The sequence below is a fragment of the Elusimicrobiota bacterium genome, assembly GCA_041660185.1.
Classification (GTDB): Bacteria; Elusimicrobiota; Elusimicrobia; order 2-01-FULL-59-12; family 2-01-FULL-59-12; genus JBAZWU01.
This window is the reverse complement of sequence record JBAZWU010000002.1, coordinates 186,540-202,704: the sequence shown is the minus strand read 5'-3', so window position 1 is coordinate 202,704 and position 16,165 is coordinate 186,540. Positions and strand designations below refer to the sequence as shown.

At 54.1% G+C, this 16,165-nt stretch carries 14 protein-coding genes and 1 tRNA gene; 11 read left to right on the top strand and 4 right to left on the bottom strand.

Features of this window, described 5'->3' with window-relative positions:
* Window positions 1-149 precede the first annotated feature (149 nt).
* The 4 genes from WC859_03265 to WC859_03250 all read left to right on the top strand — a co-directional run bounded on the left by WC859_03265 (window position 150) and on the right by WC859_03250 (window position 6,434).
* A complete protein-coding gene (locus WC859_03265) occupies window positions 150-3,281 on the top strand; it encodes a type I restriction endonuclease (protein ID MFA5975166.1) in 3,132 nt (1,043 codons plus the stop codon).
* Complete coding sequence (locus WC859_03260) at window positions 3,278-4,900, top strand: class I SAM-dependent DNA methyltransferase (protein MFA5975165.1); 1,623 nt, start codon at window positions 3,278-3,280, stop codon at window positions 4,898-4,900. Before WC859_03265 ends, WC859_03260 begins: the two co-directional genes overlap by 4 nt.
* Window positions 4,893-6,212 carry a restriction endonuclease subunit S gene (locus tag WC859_03255; GenBank protein ID MFA5975164.1) on the top strand — a complete coding sequence of 440 codons (1,320 nt, stop codon included), beginning with the start codon at window positions 4,893-4,895 and terminating at the stop codon, window positions 6,210-6,212. Before WC859_03260 ends, WC859_03255 begins: the two co-directional genes overlap by 8 nt.
* 148 nt (window positions 6,213-6,360) lie before the next feature.
* Window positions 6,361-6,434 (top strand) — tRNA-Met (locus WC859_03250).
* A gap of 96 nt (window positions 6,435-6,530) precedes the next feature.
* Here the strand turns inward: WC859_03250 and WC859_03245 are convergent.
* The 3 genes from WC859_03245 to WC859_03235 all read right to left on the bottom strand — a co-directional run bounded on the left by WC859_03245 (window position 6,531) and on the right by WC859_03235 (window position 8,190).
* Window positions 6,531-6,941, bottom strand: coding sequence for a four helix bundle protein (locus WC859_03245; protein MFA5975163.1), 411 nt, complete (start codon window positions 6,939-6,941; stop codon window positions 6,531-6,533).
* Window positions 6,942-7,112: 171 nt separating this feature from the next.
* On the bottom strand, window positions 7,113-7,478 hold the full coding sequence (locus tag WC859_03240) for a hypothetical protein (protein ID MFA5975162.1): 366 nt from the start codon (window positions 7,476-7,478) through the stop codon (window positions 7,113-7,115).
* A gap of 52 nt (window positions 7,479-7,530) precedes the next feature.
* A complete protein-coding gene (locus tag WC859_03235) occupies window positions 7,531-8,190 on the bottom strand; it encodes an outer membrane beta-barrel protein (GenBank protein MFA5975161.1) in 660 nt (219 codons plus the stop codon).
* Between the two features lie 99 nt (window positions 8,191-8,289).
* Between WC859_03235 and WC859_03230 the strand changes: the two genes are divergently transcribed.
* Together WC859_03230 and ilvD are read left to right on the top strand one after the other, a co-directional pair.
* Window positions 8,290-9,516 (top strand): NAD(P)/FAD-dependent oxidoreductase, encoded by a 1,227-nt coding sequence (locus tag WC859_03230; protein ID MFA5975160.1) that lies wholly within the window; start codon window positions 8,290-8,292, stop codon window positions 9,514-9,516.
* A 337-nt stretch (window positions 9,517-9,853) separates the two neighbouring features.
* Window positions 9,854-11,503 (top strand): dihydroxy-acid dehydratase, encoded by a 1,650-nt coding sequence (ilvD, locus tag WC859_03225; protein MFA5975159.1) that lies wholly within the window; start codon window positions 9,854-9,856, stop codon window positions 11,501-11,503.
* Here ilvD and WC859_03220 read toward each other — a convergent pair.
* Complete coding sequence (locus tag WC859_03220; protein ID MFA5975158.1) at window positions 11,455-12,543, bottom strand: transposase; 1,089 nt, start codon at window positions 12,541-12,543, stop codon at window positions 11,455-11,457. The two genes, ilvD and WC859_03220, sit on opposite strands and share 49 nt — an antisense overlap.
* A 149-nt stretch (window positions 12,544-12,692) precedes the next feature.
* Between WC859_03220 and WC859_03215 the strand changes: the two genes are divergently transcribed.
* The 5 genes from WC859_03215 to WC859_03195 are packed head-to-tail and all read left to right on the top strand — an operon-like array spanning window position 12,693 to window position 16,155.
* Window positions 12,693-13,037 carry a metalloregulator ArsR/SmtB family transcription factor gene (locus WC859_03215; GenBank protein ID MFA5975157.1) on the top strand — a complete coding sequence of 115 codons (345 nt, stop codon included), beginning with the start codon at window positions 12,693-12,695 and terminating at the stop codon, window positions 13,035-13,037.
* 13 nt (window positions 13,038-13,050) lie between these two features.
* Window positions 13,051-14,106, top strand: a complete 1,056-nt coding sequence (gene arsB, locus WC859_03210; GenBank protein ID MFA5975156.1) for an ACR3 family arsenite efflux transporter — start codon at window positions 13,051-13,053, stop codon at window positions 14,104-14,106.
* Window positions 14,103-14,537, top strand: a complete 435-nt coding sequence (locus WC859_03205; GenBank protein MFA5975155.1) for a nitrophenyl compound nitroreductase subunit ArsF family protein — start codon at window positions 14,103-14,105, stop codon at window positions 14,535-14,537. The genes arsB and WC859_03205 overlap by 4 nt, the downstream gene beginning before the upstream one ends.
* On the top strand, window positions 14,537-15,211 hold the full coding sequence (locus WC859_03200; protein ID MFA5975154.1) for an aromatic aminobenezylarsenical efflux permease ArsG family transporter: 675 nt from the start codon (window positions 14,537-14,539) through the stop codon (window positions 15,209-15,211). The genes WC859_03205 and WC859_03200 overlap by 1 nt, the downstream gene beginning before the upstream one ends.
* The gene (locus WC859_03195; protein ID MFA5975153.1) at window positions 15,208-16,155 is read left to right on the top strand and encodes a permease; all 948 of its coding nucleotides are present in this window, start codon (window positions 15,208-15,210) and stop codon (window positions 16,153-16,155) included. Before WC859_03200 ends, WC859_03195 begins: the two co-directional genes overlap by 4 nt.
* Window positions 16,156-16,165 lie beyond the last annotated feature (10 nt).

Sequence of the window (16,165 nt, the reverse complement as noted above, 5' to 3'; positions counted from 1 at the left end):
CCAAAAATCAGCAAAAATAGTCGATAGCAAAAGGACAGCCTGGTAGCCTACGAGGCTGTCAGCGTTAATACTCGGGAATTTAATATTGGCTAACCATCAGTCTGCCTCATCACTATTTATATGAATCAAAGCTATTGTTTGTCCGTTTCATGAGATTCAACGAAGATTCCAGGGTGAAAATCCCCGCCATTCTTCACCTCACGCGGCTGGGATACACCTATCTATCTTTGAAGGGGCTTACTTGGGATGAATCGAGCAATATAGTCCCCGCGATTTTCCGCAAGAGCATTTCTGAACTTAATCCTTCCGCCACGCCAGCCGAGATTGAAAACGCCCTGGACCAACTAATCCTATCCCTCGACAACGAAGACCTTGGAAAGCAGTTCTACGAGAAAATAACTGAGACCTCAGGTCTGAAGATCATCGACTTTGAAGACTTCAATCGGAACTCATTCCACGTTGTCACAGAGTTCGCCTGCAAGAAGGACGATGAAGAGTTTCGGCCAGACATCGCCCTCCTGGTCAATGGTCTGCCGCTGGTCTTCATTGAGGTGAAGAAGCCGAACAACCGTGATGGCATCCTTGCGGAACGTAATCGCATTATTGCCAGATTCCGAAATCACAAATTCAAACGGTTCATCAACATCACCCAGCTCATGGTGTTCTCGAATAACATGGAATACGTTGACGGTTCCCCGGAGCCGCTCGAAGGTGCGTTTTACGCTTCCACCTCGTACGATAAGCCCATCTTCAACTATTTCCGCGAGGAACAGGTGATGAACCTCGCCAATCTGCTTCAGCCTGAAGATAAGCAAACGGAGGACTTCGTTCTTGCGGACACCAACCTAACCAGCATTAAGCACTCGCCTGAGTTTGCAACCAACAAAAACCCCGACACCCCGACAAACCGACTCAGCACCTCGCTCTTCTCGCGCGGTCGCCTTGCCTTCCTGCTTCGCTTCGGGATCGCTTACGTCCGCAACGAAACAGGATATGAGAAGCACATCATGCGCTACCCCCAGATATTCGCGACGAAGGCCATTGAAAGCAAACTCGACGCCGGAGTCCGCAAGGGTATCATCTGGCATACTCAGGGCAGCGGAAAGACTGCCCTCGCGTTCTACTGCGTCCATTTCCTTACAGACTATTTTCAGAAAAAAGGCCTCGTCCCGAAGTTCTACTTCATTGTTGATCGCATAGATCTCCTGCACCAGGCGAGCCGGGAATTCCGTAGTCGCGGGCTGCATGTCCACCAGATTAACTCCCGCGAAGAGTTTGCGAAAGAAATCAAATCGAATCTGGCAGTCCACAATGACTCCGGAAATCGCGAGATCACTGTTATTAATATCCAGCGCTTCAAGGATGACCCTGATGTTGTTCGCAGCACAGACTATGCCATCGGGCTTCAGCGCGTGTACTTCCTGGACGAAGTCCACCGGAGCTACAATCCTCAGGGCAGCTTTTTAGCCAATCTCAATGAATCGGACCGTGATGCGATCAAGATTGGACTAACCGGGACACCGTTACTTAATGCAACGCTTCCAGGCACGAGAGACGAAAACGGAAACGCCACGGGACGGCAGACTTACAACTCCAAGGCCATCTTCGGTGACTACATCCACAAATATTATTACAACCGCTCTATCGCAGACGGATACACGCTTCGCCTAATACGAGAAGCTATCGAGACAAAATACAAGGTGCATCTTCAGGAGACCCTTGCCCAGATCAAGGTGCTCAAGGAAATGCAGAACCGGACTCTGGTCTATGCTCACCCGAAGTTCGTAGAGCCTATGCTCGACTACATCATCCAGGATTTTGAGAGCTCACGAGTCATGAAGAATGACCGTACAATAGGTGCTATGGTCATCTGTGACTCCTCAGAGCAGGCAAAGGAGATGGCGCGTCTCTTCGAAGAAAAATACGCTGTCGCGCCGTCAGTTGCCGGCGCAGATGAATCCACGACCGAAGCGCTAGTGGCAGATGCGCCTCGGCTCTATGTTGCCCCAAGCCGCACTGTCAAAACCTGCGCTCTTATTCTTCATGACGAAGGTACCAAGGATGATCGCAAGGAACAGGTGGAAGCCTTCAAGGAGGGCAAAATAGACATCCTGTTCGTATTCAACATGCTGCTCACGGGCTTCGATGTGGCTAGGTTAAAGAAGCTCTACCTCGGACGCATCATCAAGGCGCACAACCTGCTTCAGGCACTCACGCGGGTCAACCGACCTTATGGTTCCTATCGTTACGGCTACGTCGTGGATTTCGTCGATATCGAGTCCGAGTTTGAAAAAACCAATAAGGACTATTTCGATGAACTACAAGGGGAACTTGGTGACGAGATGGACAAGTATTCGGAACTCTTCAAGACGGAGGCGGAAATCACCGCCGACATTGAGGCGATCAAGGGCGTCCTATTTCCATTTGACACGAATAATGCTGAAGTATTCTCCCGGCAAATCAACCAGATTGTGGATCGCACTGAAATGCGCAAGATCGTCAAGGCGCTCAATGATGCCAGAACCCTCTACAACCTTATCCGCCTTTCCGGCCAATATGAGCTTCTTGCCAAACTTGATTTTCGAAAGTTGAACCAGCTCTACACGGAAGCATCCAACCACCTTAATCTGCTGAACCAACGTGAAGCACTGGCAAGCGCTGATGACAGCATAAATATCCTCAACATCGCGCTTGAGGACGTGCTATTCACGTTCCGAAAAGTGTCTGAGGGCGAGATGGTCATCGCCGACGAACTCCGCGAGAACCTACGCCGCACCCGAGAAGGACTCGCAGGCAACTTCGACCCCGCAGATCCCGCCTTCGTCACCTTGAAAGAGGAACTCGAACGCCTATTTAAGAAGAAGAACCTTTCGGAGATCACTCAGGCTGAAATGGTCGAGAACATCGCGATACTCAAAGGCATCGACAGTCGCGCCCGTGAGTTAGAGCGGAAAAATCAACTTCTCCGCGCCAAGTACGCAAATGATGAGAAATACGCTCGGCTGCATAAGAGACTCCTTGAAAAAGGGGCACCCACTGATAACGAGCGCAAACTATTCGAAGCTCTCAGTGCATTCAAAGCTGAGGCTGACGCCTGCATTTCGCAGAATGCCCAAATCCTCACCAATGAAGCTTTTGCCAAGGCGGAAATGACGCGTCTCATTATCGAGCAATTCAAAAATAAGCATCGCATTCCTCTGACCCCAGAGAACACTCTATTCATCAACAACCTTGTGATGAAAGAATATCTGGCTGAGTTCCAAGGACAACAAGCAGCATGACATCTCAAGAATTCAAAGCAAATGCAATCACGCTCATTGATGACCTCAAAGGCGTCTGTGCCAACTATGGTCTGGGAAATGACGGAAACGAGTTCAAGATTATCACTCAGGTCTTCCTGTATAAGTTCCTTAACGACAAATTTGCGCATGAAATAAAGCGCCTCGAACCCTCATTGGCAAAAGCCGATTCCTGGGAAGATGCGTTGCGCGATACGTCAAAGAAGGAATATGAACTCTTGCTCATGCAGCTCGGGGCCTCCACCGCCCGGCTGAAGCCCGAGCACTTTCTCTCAACCCTCTGGGCCAAGCAGAATGACGACAATTTTGCTGCGATCTTTGATGCGACTCTCCTCGATATCGCCAAGCTGAATGGTGACATCTTCTCCGTAAAGACCAATGACGGCCAGAAGATTGTCCTCTTCGATCCCGTCACTCAATATGTCGCCTCTAAGCGCGATGAGTTTGCCAAGGCCATCATCAACAAGCTCATACCCTTTAGCTTCGAGCGTATCTTCTCTGAGAAATTCGACTTCTATTCCACGTTGTTCGAATATCTGATCAAGGACTACAACAAAGACGGTGGTGGTAAGTATGCCGAGTATTACACCCCTCATGCCGTATCAAAGATCATGGCTGCTTGCCTCGTGCCGAACAAGGTCAAGAATGTCACCTGCTATGATCCTGCGGCAGGGTCAGGGACACTATTGATGAATCTTGCCCATGCGATCGGTGAGGATCGCTGCACAATCTACACGCAAGATATTTCACAGAAGTCCTCGAGCCTCCTACGGCTCAATCTCATTCTCAATAATCTTGTGCACTCTATCCCCAACGTCATTCAGGGAAACACGATTCTCGAACCGTACCACAAGGAGGATGGTGGGACTGACTTGCGGAAGTTCGATTACATCGTTTCCAACCCGCCCTTCAAGCTCGATTTCTCTGATTTCCGCGACCAGCTCGATACTAATGCGAATCGGAAACGTTTCTTTGCTGGAATTCCAAAAGTGCCCGGCAAGAAAAAAGACAAGATGGCAATTTACCTTCTCTTTATCCAGCATGTCATTCACTCTCTTTCGCCGGATGGCCGCGCCGCCATCGTTGTTCCAACAGGCTTCATCACCGCTCAGTCAGGCATTGAGAAGAGTATCCGACAGCACTTGGTGGAGAAGAAGATGCTTGGCGGCGTCGTCTCCATGCCGAGCAACATCTTTGCGACTACCGGAACGAATGTCTCAATTCTCTTCATAGATGCCTCCAATAAAGGAAAGGTGATACTCCTTGACGCATCGAATCTCGGCGAGAAAATCAAGGAAGGTAAGAATCAGAAAACGATATTGAGGCCAAATGAAGAGCAGCGGATCATCGATACGTTTAATACAAAGAAGGCTATCGATGAATTTTCCGTCACGGTTTCCTACGAGGAAATTAAGGCAAAGAATTACTCGTTCAGCGCAGGCCAATATTTTGACGTGAAAATTGAGCATATTACGATGACGCGGGATCAATTCGAAAAGGACCTTCACGATCGGATTACTATGCTGAAGACTCTCTTTGAAGAATCACGCAATTGTGAAAAGGAAGTCGCCAAACAACTCGCCCGGCTAACGCATGACTAAAAGACCGCTTACAAAGCTGCTTGGCAAAATCCAAGTGAAACATGGGTTCCCGTTCAAGGGCGAGCATTTCGAAAGCTCCGGAAGGTATGTTGTTCTAACTCCTGGCAATTTTTACGAGGGAGGTGGATTCAAGCGCAATCAAGAGAAGGATAAGTGCTATTCAGAATCTTTCCCCGAAGAATATCTTTTGAAAAAGGGAGACTTTGTCATCGCCATGACGGAGCAAGCCGATGGCTTACTTGGGAGCATGGCCAAAATCCCCGAAAGCGACCGATTCCTTCATAATCAGCGGCTAGGCCTTGTCACCTCTCTGAGTAGCGATGTTGATGTTGCGTTTCTCTATCACCTTTTTAAAACGAAATCAGTCCGACTGCAAATCAGGCGCAGCGCCTCTGGTAGCAAGGTAAAACATACCTCGCCTGAAAGAATCTACGATCTGCAGGTTCCGCTACCATCGCGACGCGAACAATCAGCGGTCGCCAAGCTCCTTTCATCGCTCGACGATAAGATCGATCTAAACAAACAGATCAATAAGCAATTGAAGGGGATGGCGAAGTTGCTGTATGACTACTGGTTTGTGCAGTTTGACTTCCCCATCACCGCGGCCCAAGCAGCCGCGATGGGAAAACCAAAACTAGAAGGCAAACCCTACCGCGCCTCCGGTGGCAAGATGGTTTATGACGCTACGCTGAAGCATGAGATTCCGGCAGGGTGGATGGCATGTGAATTGTCTAACATCATCAGTCGGTCCGCCACAGGCTTAAACCCACGAGAAAACTTCAAACTTGGCACTGGAAACAATTATTACGTAACAATAAAAAACATTGAGGATGGGGAAATCGTTCTTAATGATAAGTGCGACAAAATCGATGACGAAGCGTTAAGCATCATTGATCGGCGCGCCCAGCTACAACCTGGCGACGTGCTGTTTACAAGTATTGAACCGGTTGGTGTTACCTATTTAATTCACGAAAAGCCGAAAAACTGGAATATCAATGAATCTGTTTTCACAATCAGGCCCGACTACAACAAGACATCTCCCGAACACCTCTACTTTCTGCTCTCATCAAGTCAGATGAAGAGTTTTACAAAAAATTCATCTTCTGGAAGTATTCACAAGGGAATACGTCACGGAGTGTTGAAAACATTCAAATTGGCCTATGGGAGTAAAGCGCTGATAGACGATTTTTCAAGGTTGACTGCACCTGCCCTTAAACGCATTGACTTATTGAGCAAGGAAAACCAGCAGCTCACCCAACATCGCGACTGGCTCCTTCCGATGCTAATGAACGGACAGGTCACCGTTAACTAAGGTTTTTGGGGTGGTGGAGGCATCGAACCAATTTAGATACTCTTAGCCCTCTTTAGTTCTCTCCCCGATCACAAATCCGATCAGCGTCGTAAATCACCCCTTCCGACAAAATTCCAGATCAGTACGTCATCCCGTGCTATAATGGCTTCGCGGGGTGGAGCAGCCTGGTAGCTCGTCGGGCTCATAACCCGAAGGTCGCTGGTTCAAATCCAGCCCCCGCAAATTTGGGGCACATCAGAAAGCAGAGAGCAGAGATCAGAAAAGATCGATGCTCGTTGCTTATACTGGGTGCCCCAAATTTATCTCTGCTCTCTGATCTCACTTTCTGGTCTTTGCATTCTGCTTTGCCGTTTTGACCGATGACACCAGGATGGCCGTCAGCTGGTAGCACTCTCCAGCCAATTCTTTGATACCTACCGCGTCGGGCGTAAGATGGGCCTGCCGCACCACCTCAATCCAATACCCGGTCTCCCGAGCTTCCTTCAGAGCGATTTCAAATTTGCTGATAAAGTCAGCCCGCGACTGGGCAGATTTCGCTTCACTGGTATTAGCTCCGATTGCCATCGAACTGCGCACCAGCTGATCAATGACCGGGCGGGTGACCGGAGTCTTTGGAATCGTTTGGGCAAGATCTAGGATGCAGACGCTAAATCGGACGCATCGTTCTAAAAACGGCTCAGTCAGCTTGTTTTCTGAAACCGCTTTATTTTGTTTATTCAGTGAATTCATTGATATTCCTCCTGTAACTTAGATCCATAAGTCGTAGGAATATTCATCAGAGGATCGACCGGCGGTTCTATTTTTAGGGTAGTATTTGAACCCCAAAGACGTATTTATTTATGAATGGGAGAAACGAGGGGAGGATAGACTATCGGCTGAAGGTGATTCCCGGCCGGGAGGTTATTCGACGACCGGTTTTTCTTTTCGGGTGGAAAAATGGAATTTGGAGCCGCGCGCCTGAGCCGCCGAGAGGATGTTTTCGTAGCTGTTCAGGTCACGGATGAGGTGGCGGACATTGTCCACCGCCTGCCGATCCGAGGCGATGCGCGTGATGAGCCGCTGAAGGGTGGCCAGCGCTTCTTTGGGCGGAAACCAGGTCCCCGCGTCCGTATCGTTCCCGAGGAAGTCGTTCAGGGGCCGTGCCTTCAATTCCCGGGCAAAGGCGTTGAGCTTGGTCCAGTTATTCGCGGCCGCCCGTCCCTGCACGGTGCGCGCATGGTTCATTCCTCTGGGCGGTTTTTCGAGATAAATATAGATCGTTTCCATGGGGTCTGCCTCTCATGGTACAAAGAACAAGGGCCGCTTGTCCTGAGTTGCGCTAAAAGTGCAGCGTGCCCCGGGCCAGCAGGGCGAAGGATGACGAATTCCCTTTGATTTCGCCGACGGTTGAGGTGGTCGTGCTGATCGACCGGGTTGTGAATGTGGTCTTCCCGATATAGGAAAACCGGCCTTCAGCCCCAAAACTGAAGCGCGGTGTCACCGCGTAGTCCGCTCCAAACGCCAGCGCCACGGCCGCCGCGGCGCCCGAATCATCGAGGATCTTCCGTTTCTCCGCCGTGCCGGTGTCGCTCCAGATATAGCCTGCCGCGGGTTCGAGATCGGCTGTCCCCGACAGATATCCGACACCCAGGCCTCCAAAAAGGAAGGGATGCCATTTCTCTTTTTTCATCGTGTAGCGCACCCCGGCCAGGAACGTGCGGGAGCTGAACTGGTAGGTCGTCCTCGCCGTTGGAATGAGCGAATCCGATTTCTTCTCGCCGAAGGCTTGGTTCAAGAAGTCAAATCCGACCGAAATCTGTTCATCGATCGGGACCATCAGCTGAACGCCGATCGCCCCGCCGGACTCTCCGATCTTCTCCGACCCTCCTCCTTCAATTTCCAGGTCACTGAGCGGGAATGCGCCGCCGCCCAGGAGGGAAACATTGACCGCTCCGAAGCAGGGGCCGGCCAGGAACAGCAAAGCGATGAATTTTTTCACGGATACGTCCTCCTATAGGGTGAGTTTTTTCTCATGACCATCGCGGAATTATAGCACACGCGTCAGCGATAGCCGGCCCTGATTCGTTAGAATGATTGCATGGGAGTAAACGAGTTGAACAATATCGTTGTTTTGGGGGGAGGCGCCGCCGGGTTTTTCGCGGCGATCGCCTGTGCGGAGGCCAACCCGGGGCTTCACGTGAACCTTTTGGAACGAACCCCCCACGTTCTGGAAAAGGTCCGGATTTCGGGAGGGGGCCGCTGCAATGTCACGCATGCCTGCTTTGACCCGGCGGTTCTCGTGACGTATTACCCGCGCGGAGGGAAGGTCCTGCGCGGTCCTTTCAGCCGGTTCCAGCCGCGGGACACCGTTGCCTGGTTTGAGGCGCATGGTGTGCCCCTTAAAACCGAAGACGATGGACGAATGTTCCCGGAGACAAACCAATCACAGACGATTGTGGATTGTCTTCAGTCCGCGGCCCGCGCGGCCGGCGTCGATGTTCAGACGGCTGTCGAAGTGAAAACACTTTCGCGCGAGGGCGAATCGTATACTTTGAGTCTGGCCAACGGCGAGTCCCGCGCTGCGCGGCGCGTGATTCTGACTACGGGCAGCAGTCCGCTCGGCTGGGAATGGGCGAAGGCGCTCGGGCACACGCTCCTTCCGCCGGTTCCATCCTTGTTCACATTTTTGATCGCGGACCCGCGCCTCGAAGGCCTTGCCGGTGTCTCGGTTCCGAAGGCCAAGCTGGGCCTCAAAGGCACGCGCTTGTCGCAGACCGGAGCGCTTCTGATCACGCACCAGGGATTGAGCGGTCCGGCGGTTCTGGGTCTGTCGGCCTGGGGTGCGCGTGAACTGCAGACCCGCGATTACCGTGCTCAGATCATAATCAACTGGCTGCCGAATCTGACCGCCGAAGATGTTCTGCTCTCGCTTCAGAAATACCGCTCCATCCAATTGCGGCGTGCGACACCGGGACACGGTCCCTTCCGTTTGCCGCGCCGGCTCTGGGAACGCCTCGCCTCAACGGCCGGGATCGTTGCCGGCGCGCACTGGAGCGAAGTGTCGAAGGAGCGGCTGCACGTGCTGGCCGGTGAACTGACGGCCGGTCTCTATCCTGTCAGCGGCAAAAACCCCAATAAAGAAGAGTACGTTACCTGCGGCGGCGTGCGCCTGGATGAAGTCGACTTCCGGACGATGGAGAGCAAAAAGTCTCCCGGGCTTTATTTCGCCGGGGAAATCCTCGATATCGATGCGCTCACGGGCGGGTTTAACTTTCAAAACGCCTGGACCACCGGCTGGATCGCGGGCCGTTCCGCCGCCCGGTAAAGCCAGTCAGAAGTCAACCCCATCCATCGTTGATATCCTGGTCAAAAAGCTGGAGGTTCTGCGCTCTTAAAGGCGTCTTATGGTTTAATAAAGAAAGCGTGTCATAGCGACACACTTCGTCATTCCCCGCGGCCACAGGCGGGGAATCCATCATGCCAAGATGCTTGGATCCCCGGCCAGTGACCGCCGGGGATGACGAGTTGTGACACAGCCTGATAAAGAAAACAGCAGATTAGGGAGAACGCTCATGGCTAAACACAGCGATAAGGGATGGATCAACGAGGGCATCGATAACCTTCGCAAGAAAGGCAGCCGTATTGTCGGAGAAGGCTTTCAAATGCTGCCGGCTGCCTCATTGATGAAGGCGGCGGGTGTTATTGGTTCGATAGCGGACCGCAAAAAGCCGTTCGTGACGGTTGTCAACTCTTACACCACCCATATCCCCGGGCACGCCCATCTGGAAAAGTTGGGGCATCTTGTTGAGCGGGAGCTCAAAAGCCTGGGCTACAACGTCTGGTACTGCAACGTCGGCGGGGCCGTCGATGACGGCATCGCCATGGGGCATTTCGGGATGAAGTACTCGCTTCCGAGCCGTGAGCTCATCACCGACCAGATTGAAACCGTGATCGGCGCCCACCCGTGCGACGGCTGGATCGGCATCGGCAACTGCGACAAGATCGTGCCGGGGATGTACAACGCGATGGTACGCCTCAACATCCCGGCGGTGTATGTCTCCGGCGGCCCGATGCTTGCCGGGGGCGGCAACACCGATCTCATTACCGTTTTTGAAGGGGTCGGAAAGCAGTCCGTCGGCAAAATGTCCGAGCAGGAACTCTCCGCCTTGGCGGAGCGGGCATGCCCCGGCTGCGGCTCCTGCGCCGGGATGTTTACGGCCAACTCGATGAATTGTCTGGGCGAAGCGATCGGGCTGGCGCTTCCGGGCAACGGCACGATTCCGGCTGAACAGCGGGTGAACGGACAGATGGTTCCGAATCCGGAGAGGGAAGCGCTTCTTCGCCGGGCGGCGCACGCGCTCAAACGGTGCATCGATCTGAAGCTCCGGCCGCGGGATATCGTGACGCTGGCGGCTCTGGATAACGCGTTCATTCTGGATATGGCGATGGGCGGTTCCACCAATACCGTTCTGCATACGATGGCGCTGGCCCATGAGGCCGGGGTGCGTTATGACCTGCGCCGTCTCAGTGCGCTGGCTAAACGCACGCCGTGCATCTGCAAGGTGAGTCCTTCCCGGCCCGATGTCCATCTCCAGGACGTCCATGCCGCAGGAGGAATTGCTGCGATTTTAAAAGAAGCGGCAAAATCCAGGGCCGGGCTGAAGACCGATTGCCCTACCGTGACGGGGCAGCTGGGCGACATGTTGGATCAAGCGCCGGCGCCGGATGGCAACGTTATCCGGACGGTGGCCAATCCCTTCAGTCAGACCGGCGGGCTTGCCGTTCTGTTCGGGAACATCACTCCCCGCGGGGCGGTTGTGAAAGCCGCTGGTGTGGCGCCGGACATGATGCAATTTGAAGGACCGGCGAACATCTTTGAATCCCAGGAAGACGCGCGGGACGGCGTGTTGAGCGGCAAGGTCAAGAACGGCGACGTCGTCGTGATTCGCTACGAAGGACCACGCGGCGGGCCCGGGATGCAGGAGATGCTGAGCCCGACCTCCGCCATTGTCGGCGCGGGTCTTCGGGTGGCGCTGATTACGGATGGCCGGTTCTCCGGCGGCACACGAGGACTTTGTATCGGGCACGTCTCCCCTGAGGCGGCGGCTGGCGGGCCGATCGCTATTCTGAAGAAAGGCGACCGGATCCGGATCGATACCGTTAAGGGAAAGCTGGATGTTTTGCTTTCTTCGGCGGAGATCGCTAAACGTTTGAAGGCGCTTAAACCCTTTAAGCCTCGCGTGGAGCGCGGCTGGCTGGGACGCTATGCGCGTTTTGTGACCAGCGCCGACACCGGCGCCGTATTGGAGTAGGGGACGTTGGAGTAGGGGACGTTGCTTCCTTTCTTCCTTTTGATATGGATTAGAAGTTGCCGTTCTTGAGCTAGGTCTCGTCCGCGTCCAAAAGCCTTCGACAGGCTTCCGCTGGATAGACCGAGCTGACGTCCCAGGGCAGCTCCTGTCATCCCCAACCATTCCCGGGCGGCAAAAATAAAGAGAGCTCTGGCTGCTGCGACAGTGCGCCGGCGATCCCCGGAAGTCAACTCATCCGTCTTGACGCCGGTCCATTCGGCGATGGCCTGTTGAAGCTCCTCCAGAGACCATTGTTGCGTCATCGCCTGACTCGTTTGCTTCAGAGTCTCGGACTGATGCAGAATCCCTTCGACGAAAGAGCCACTGCCCAGGATTCGGACATCCGCCATCTGTTGTTGGCCCGAGCGCCTCAGGGCCAGAGCACCGGAGATCCCACCCACGCTGCGCAGAAGCCCGCCTCCTTCCAGATCGTTTCGATAGCCTTGGTCCCAGCCGTCCAATATAAAGCGCTGATAGGCGGCTCTGGCCTGCAGCCGCTCCGATCCAAACCGGCTCAGAACCTCATCCACTTCTAACCAGGAATCCGCAGTCTCGCCGATGATCGCTGGGTGACTGGTCCAAGGGTAGCGCGCTAGTTCTTCCGGGGTATGAAGAAAACCGGCACGCACGGGTTGGAGCCCGATATAGCGGACCAATTCAAGGAAGTAAGGGTCCTCTTCGCAGATGATGGCCTTGTAGCGGTTCTGGAAGAGATGGCCGACACGGCGATATTTGGTGTTAAAGTTGACGGCATATCCGGTGAGCAGGGGATGCATCAACGAGACCAAGCCTCGAACACCGCTTAAGAGCAGCAGGTGCAGATGATTGGGCATAAGCGCCCAGGCAAAGCAACGGCAGCCGGTCTTGGACAGGCCGTCACCGAGGCGTCGAAGGAAATCCAGATAATCAGCGGGACACCGGAAAATCCTGCGACGTTCAATGCCCCGGACCATGACGTGATAAAACAGGCCGGGGAGGTTCAGGCGCGGTTGACGAGGCACATCTCTTAGATGAAAACGAGACCCATTTATTCATAAAAATAAAAAGGAAGAAAGGAAGCAACGTCCCCTACCCCTTGAGGTTTAAAACCGGAAGCAACATCCTCTAGTCCTCCTGAAGTGTGCTACTATATCTGCCAAGGCAGATATAGATGAAAGCCACCCAACCGGATCGGATGTTTAAGGCGTTTGCCGATGAGACGCGGCTTCGGATTCTCCATCTGCTGACGCATGGCGAACTTTGCGTCTGCGACCTCCTGAAAACTCTCCGCCTTCCCCAATCAAAAGTATCCCGCCATCTGGCTTATCTTCGCCGGGCTGGTCTGGTTCGAGACCGGAAGGAAGGGCTCTGGAAACACTATTCCTTGTGCGAACCGCAAAACGCATTCCATCGGGGGATTTTGGGCTGCCTGCGTGGCTGCTCCGAAGAAGTTAAGGTGCTAGGACGCGATAGGGTGAATCTCCAGAAGTGGTGGAAAGTGAAAAGAAATCGATGAAAGAGCGAATTCTATGAAGAAGATGAATACTTTTGAACGCACCCTCACGCTGTGGGTCGCCATCTGCATGGGGCTAGGAATCTTGATCGGCCAGACGCTCCCGGGATTGGTCGATGCACTGCGCCGTATGGAGTTCGGCCAGGGAAGCCACATCAATATTCCGATAGCGGTACTCATCTGGTTGATGATCTACCCGATGATGCTTAAGATCGATTTCGCCTCGATTAAAAACGTGGGAAAGCGGCCCGGCGGTCTGGTCGTAACCCTCATTGTGAATTGGCTGGTCAAACCCTTCTCGATGGCGTTCTTCAGCTGGCTTTTCTTCCGGCATCTCCTGCAGTCCTGGATAAGCCCCGATCTGGCCAGTCAGTACATCGCCGGTACGATTATTCTCGCCGCCGCTCCCTGCACCGCCATGGTCTTCGTCTGGTCCTATCTTTCGGACGGCGATCCCGCGTATACGCTGGTTCAGGTGTCGGTCAACGACCTCCTGATGCTCGTGCTCTTTGCGCCGATCGTGAAGCTCCTGGTGTCGGGCGCCTCCGGTTTGCAGGTGCCGTTCCAGGTGCTCCTCTATTCGGTGCTTGTTTTTGTGGTGATCCCCCTGGTCCTGGGGTCGATGAGCCGCGCCTGGCTGATCCGCCGCAAAGGCGTGGAGTGGTTCAATGAAAAATTTGTTTCGTTCTTCCATCCCATAACGATTCTGGCCCTCCTGGCCACGCTGGTGGCGATTTTCGCGTTCCAGGCTGAGAACATTACGACCCGGGCGCTGCATGTGGTCCTGATTGCCATCCCGATTTTGATCCAGGTTTACTTTAATTCGGGGCTGGCCTACGGGTTGATGAAACTGGTCAAAGTACCCTATCCGATTGCCGCGCCGGGGGCGCTCATCGGCGCTTCGAACTTCTTCGAACTGGCGGTTGCTACGGCGATCGCGCTCTATGGCCCCGGTTCCGGAGCCGCCCTGGCCACCGTCGTCGGCGTGCTCGTTGAAGTTCCGGTGATGCTGTCGGTCTGTAGCTTCTGCGTCCGGACGAAACACTGGTTCGTTTGCGGATCCCGCGCATGATGAGGCGCAAGGTGTTTCTATTAGGGGTCGCCCTTTCAGTCTTGAGCCCATTGGTGATGGCGGATCGAGTGTTTGCGGTGCGCCCATCGACGGGAACTTCGAAGGTCGTCGCCTATTACTTCCATTCGGCCCGGCGCTGTCCCACCTGCCGCAAGATCGAGGCCTATTCCGCAGAGGCCCTCAAGAAAGAGTTTGCCAAAGAACTGGCTAGCGGTTCGCTGGAATGGCGGGTAGTCAATATCGATGAACCCGCCAACCGTCATTTCATCAAGGACTTCGGTCTTTACGCCAGTTCGCTGGTGCTGGTGAGCCAGGCGAAAGACAAGCCTCACTGGAAGAACCTTGATCAGGTCTGGTCATTGGTCAAGACGCCCGAAGCCTTTGCTCGCTACGTTGAGGACGAAGTGCGGCAATTTCAAAAGGGTTCTTGATGGATTCCTCAGCCATAGCCGTTGGCGGTGCTTTCTGGCTTGGGCTCCTGACCTCCATCAGCCCCTGTCCCCTGGCGAGCAACATCGCGGCGATGTCGTTTATCGGCCGTCGAATGGACGATCTGAAAAGCGTCTGGCTGTCAGGGCTCTTCTATACGGCAGGGCGCATGGTGAGTTACATCGTGCTTTCCATACTTATTGTTGCGGGGATGCTTTCGATTCCCGGTCTTTCCTTTGCGCTGCAGCGCTATGCGCAGGTGCTGCTGGGGCCGCTCCTGATTCTGATGGGGTTGTTTCTCCTGGAATGGCTGCGGTTTCCCTCTTTTGGAGAGGGCTGGGTTGCCCGGCTGCAGGCCCGCGTGTCAGGCAAGGGGCTCGTCAGTGCGGGCCTGCTAGGAATGATTTTCGCGTTGTCGTTCTGCCCGGTCTCGGCAGCGCTTTTTTTCGGAGGTCTTGTTCCTCTTGCGGTGGCGCATGAATCCCGGCTGATCCTGCCTGCGATTTACGGCCTTGGGACCGGATTGCCGGTGGCTGTTTTTGCCCTGGCGATTGCCGCCGGTGTCCAAGGGCTTGCCCGTGCTTTTGAGCAAATCCGGCGCATCGAGGTCTGGGCGCGTCGCATCACCGGAGGAGTCTTCATCCTGATCGGTTTCTATTATGGAGTTCTAAGATGATGAAACTATTCGCTGATTGGATCAGCTGGACCGTCTTTGCGCTCACTCCCGGCAGTCCGCTGGGGGAAGCGGTCCACTTCTTTGTTTACGACACGACCAAGATCTTCCTGCTTCTGTCGATCATCGTCTTCGGGATTGCCGTCATTCGCTCCTTCTTTTCCCCGGAGCGCGCCCGGGCGATGCTGTCGCACCGGCGGCAGTATCTTGGAAACGTCCTGGCGGCGTTGCTGGGTATTTTGACGCCGTTCTGCTCTTGTTCCGCCGTACCCCTTTTCATCGGGTTCATCGAGTCTGGAATCCCTCTGGGGGTGACGTTCTCCTTCCTGATTTCCTCGCCCATGATCAACGAGGTCGCCATGGTCCTGCTCTGGGGCCTTTTTGGCTGGAAAATTGCCCTGCTCTACATCGGTACGGGGCTGGTTGTTGCGATCGTGTCAGGGATTGTGATTGGACGTTTGCGGATGGAAAGGTATGTCCAGGATTATGTCTATCAAACCAAGGTCGGTTCTGCGGCTCCGGAGGAGCAAAACTGGACTGATCGAGTGCGTTACGCCAGGGAATACACCGTCGAGTTGCTCAACAAAATCTGGCCCTACATCCTGATCGGCGTCGGCATCGGCGGATTTATTCATGGCTATGCCCCGTCGGATTTCCTCGTGCGCTATGCCGGCCGCCACAATCCTTTTGCCGTGCCGGTGGCTGTTCTGATCGGCGTTCCCCTTTACAGCAACGCCGCCGGCATCCTCCCGGTGGTTCAGGCGCTGATGGGCAAAGGCCTGCCGGTCGGAACCGTACTCGCCTTCATGATGGCGGTGACAGCGCTCTCCTTCCCGGAGGCGGTTATCTTAAACAGGGTGCTCAAACCCCGGCTTTTAGCGACCTTTTTCGCCATCGTCGCTTTGTCGATCATCGCCGTCGGCTACCTCTTCAACGCCATTCTCTGACCTCCCTCCT

What these genes read in the sequence shown, in the direction of transcription:
- WC859_03205 (MFA5975155.1), top strand. Translation starts at nt 14,103, where the DNA reads ATGATGAGGCGCAAGGTGTTTCTATTAGGGGTCGCCCTTTCAGTCTTG.
- WC859_03230 (MFA5975160.1), top strand. Translation starts at nt 8,290, where the DNA reads ATGGGAGTAAACGAGTTGAACAATATCGTTGTTTTGGGGGGAGGCGCC.
- WC859_03215 (MFA5975157.1), top strand. Translation starts at nt 12,693, where the DNA reads ATGAAAGCCACCCAACCGGATCGGATGTTTAAGGCGTTTGCCGATGAG.
- WC859_03245 (MFA5975163.1), bottom strand. Translation starts at nt 6,941, where the DNA reads ATGAATTCACTGAATAAACAAAATAAAGCGGTTTCAGAAAACAAGCTG.
- WC859_03255 (MFA5975164.1), top strand. Translation starts at nt 4,893, where the DNA reads ATGACTAAAAGACCGCTTACAAAGCTGCTTGGCAAAATCCAAGTGAAA.
- ilvD (MFA5975159.1), top strand. Translation starts at nt 9,854, where the DNA reads ATGCTGCCGGCTGCCTCATTGATGAAGGCGGCGGGTGTTATTGGTTCG.
- WC859_03195 (MFA5975153.1), top strand. Translation starts at nt 15,208, where the DNA reads ATGATGAAACTATTCGCTGATTGGATCAGCTGGACCGTCTTTGCGCTC.
- WC859_03240 (MFA5975162.1), bottom strand. Translation starts at nt 7,478, where the DNA reads ATGGAAACGATCTATATTTATCTCGAAAAACCGCCCAGAGGAATGAAC.
- WC859_03265 (MFA5975166.1), top strand. Translation starts at nt 150, where the DNA reads ATGAGATTCAACGAAGATTCCAGGGTGAAAATCCCCGCCATTCTTCAC.
- arsB (MFA5975156.1), top strand. Translation starts at nt 13,051, where the DNA reads ATGAAGAAGATGAATACTTTTGAACGCACCCTCACGCTGTGGGTCGCC.
- WC859_03200 (MFA5975154.1), top strand. Translation starts at nt 14,537, where the DNA reads ATGGATTCCTCAGCCATAGCCGTTGGCGGTGCTTTCTGGCTTGGGCTC.
- WC859_03260 (MFA5975165.1), top strand. Translation starts at nt 3,278, where the DNA reads ATGACATCTCAAGAATTCAAAGCAAATGCAATCACGCTCATTGATGAC.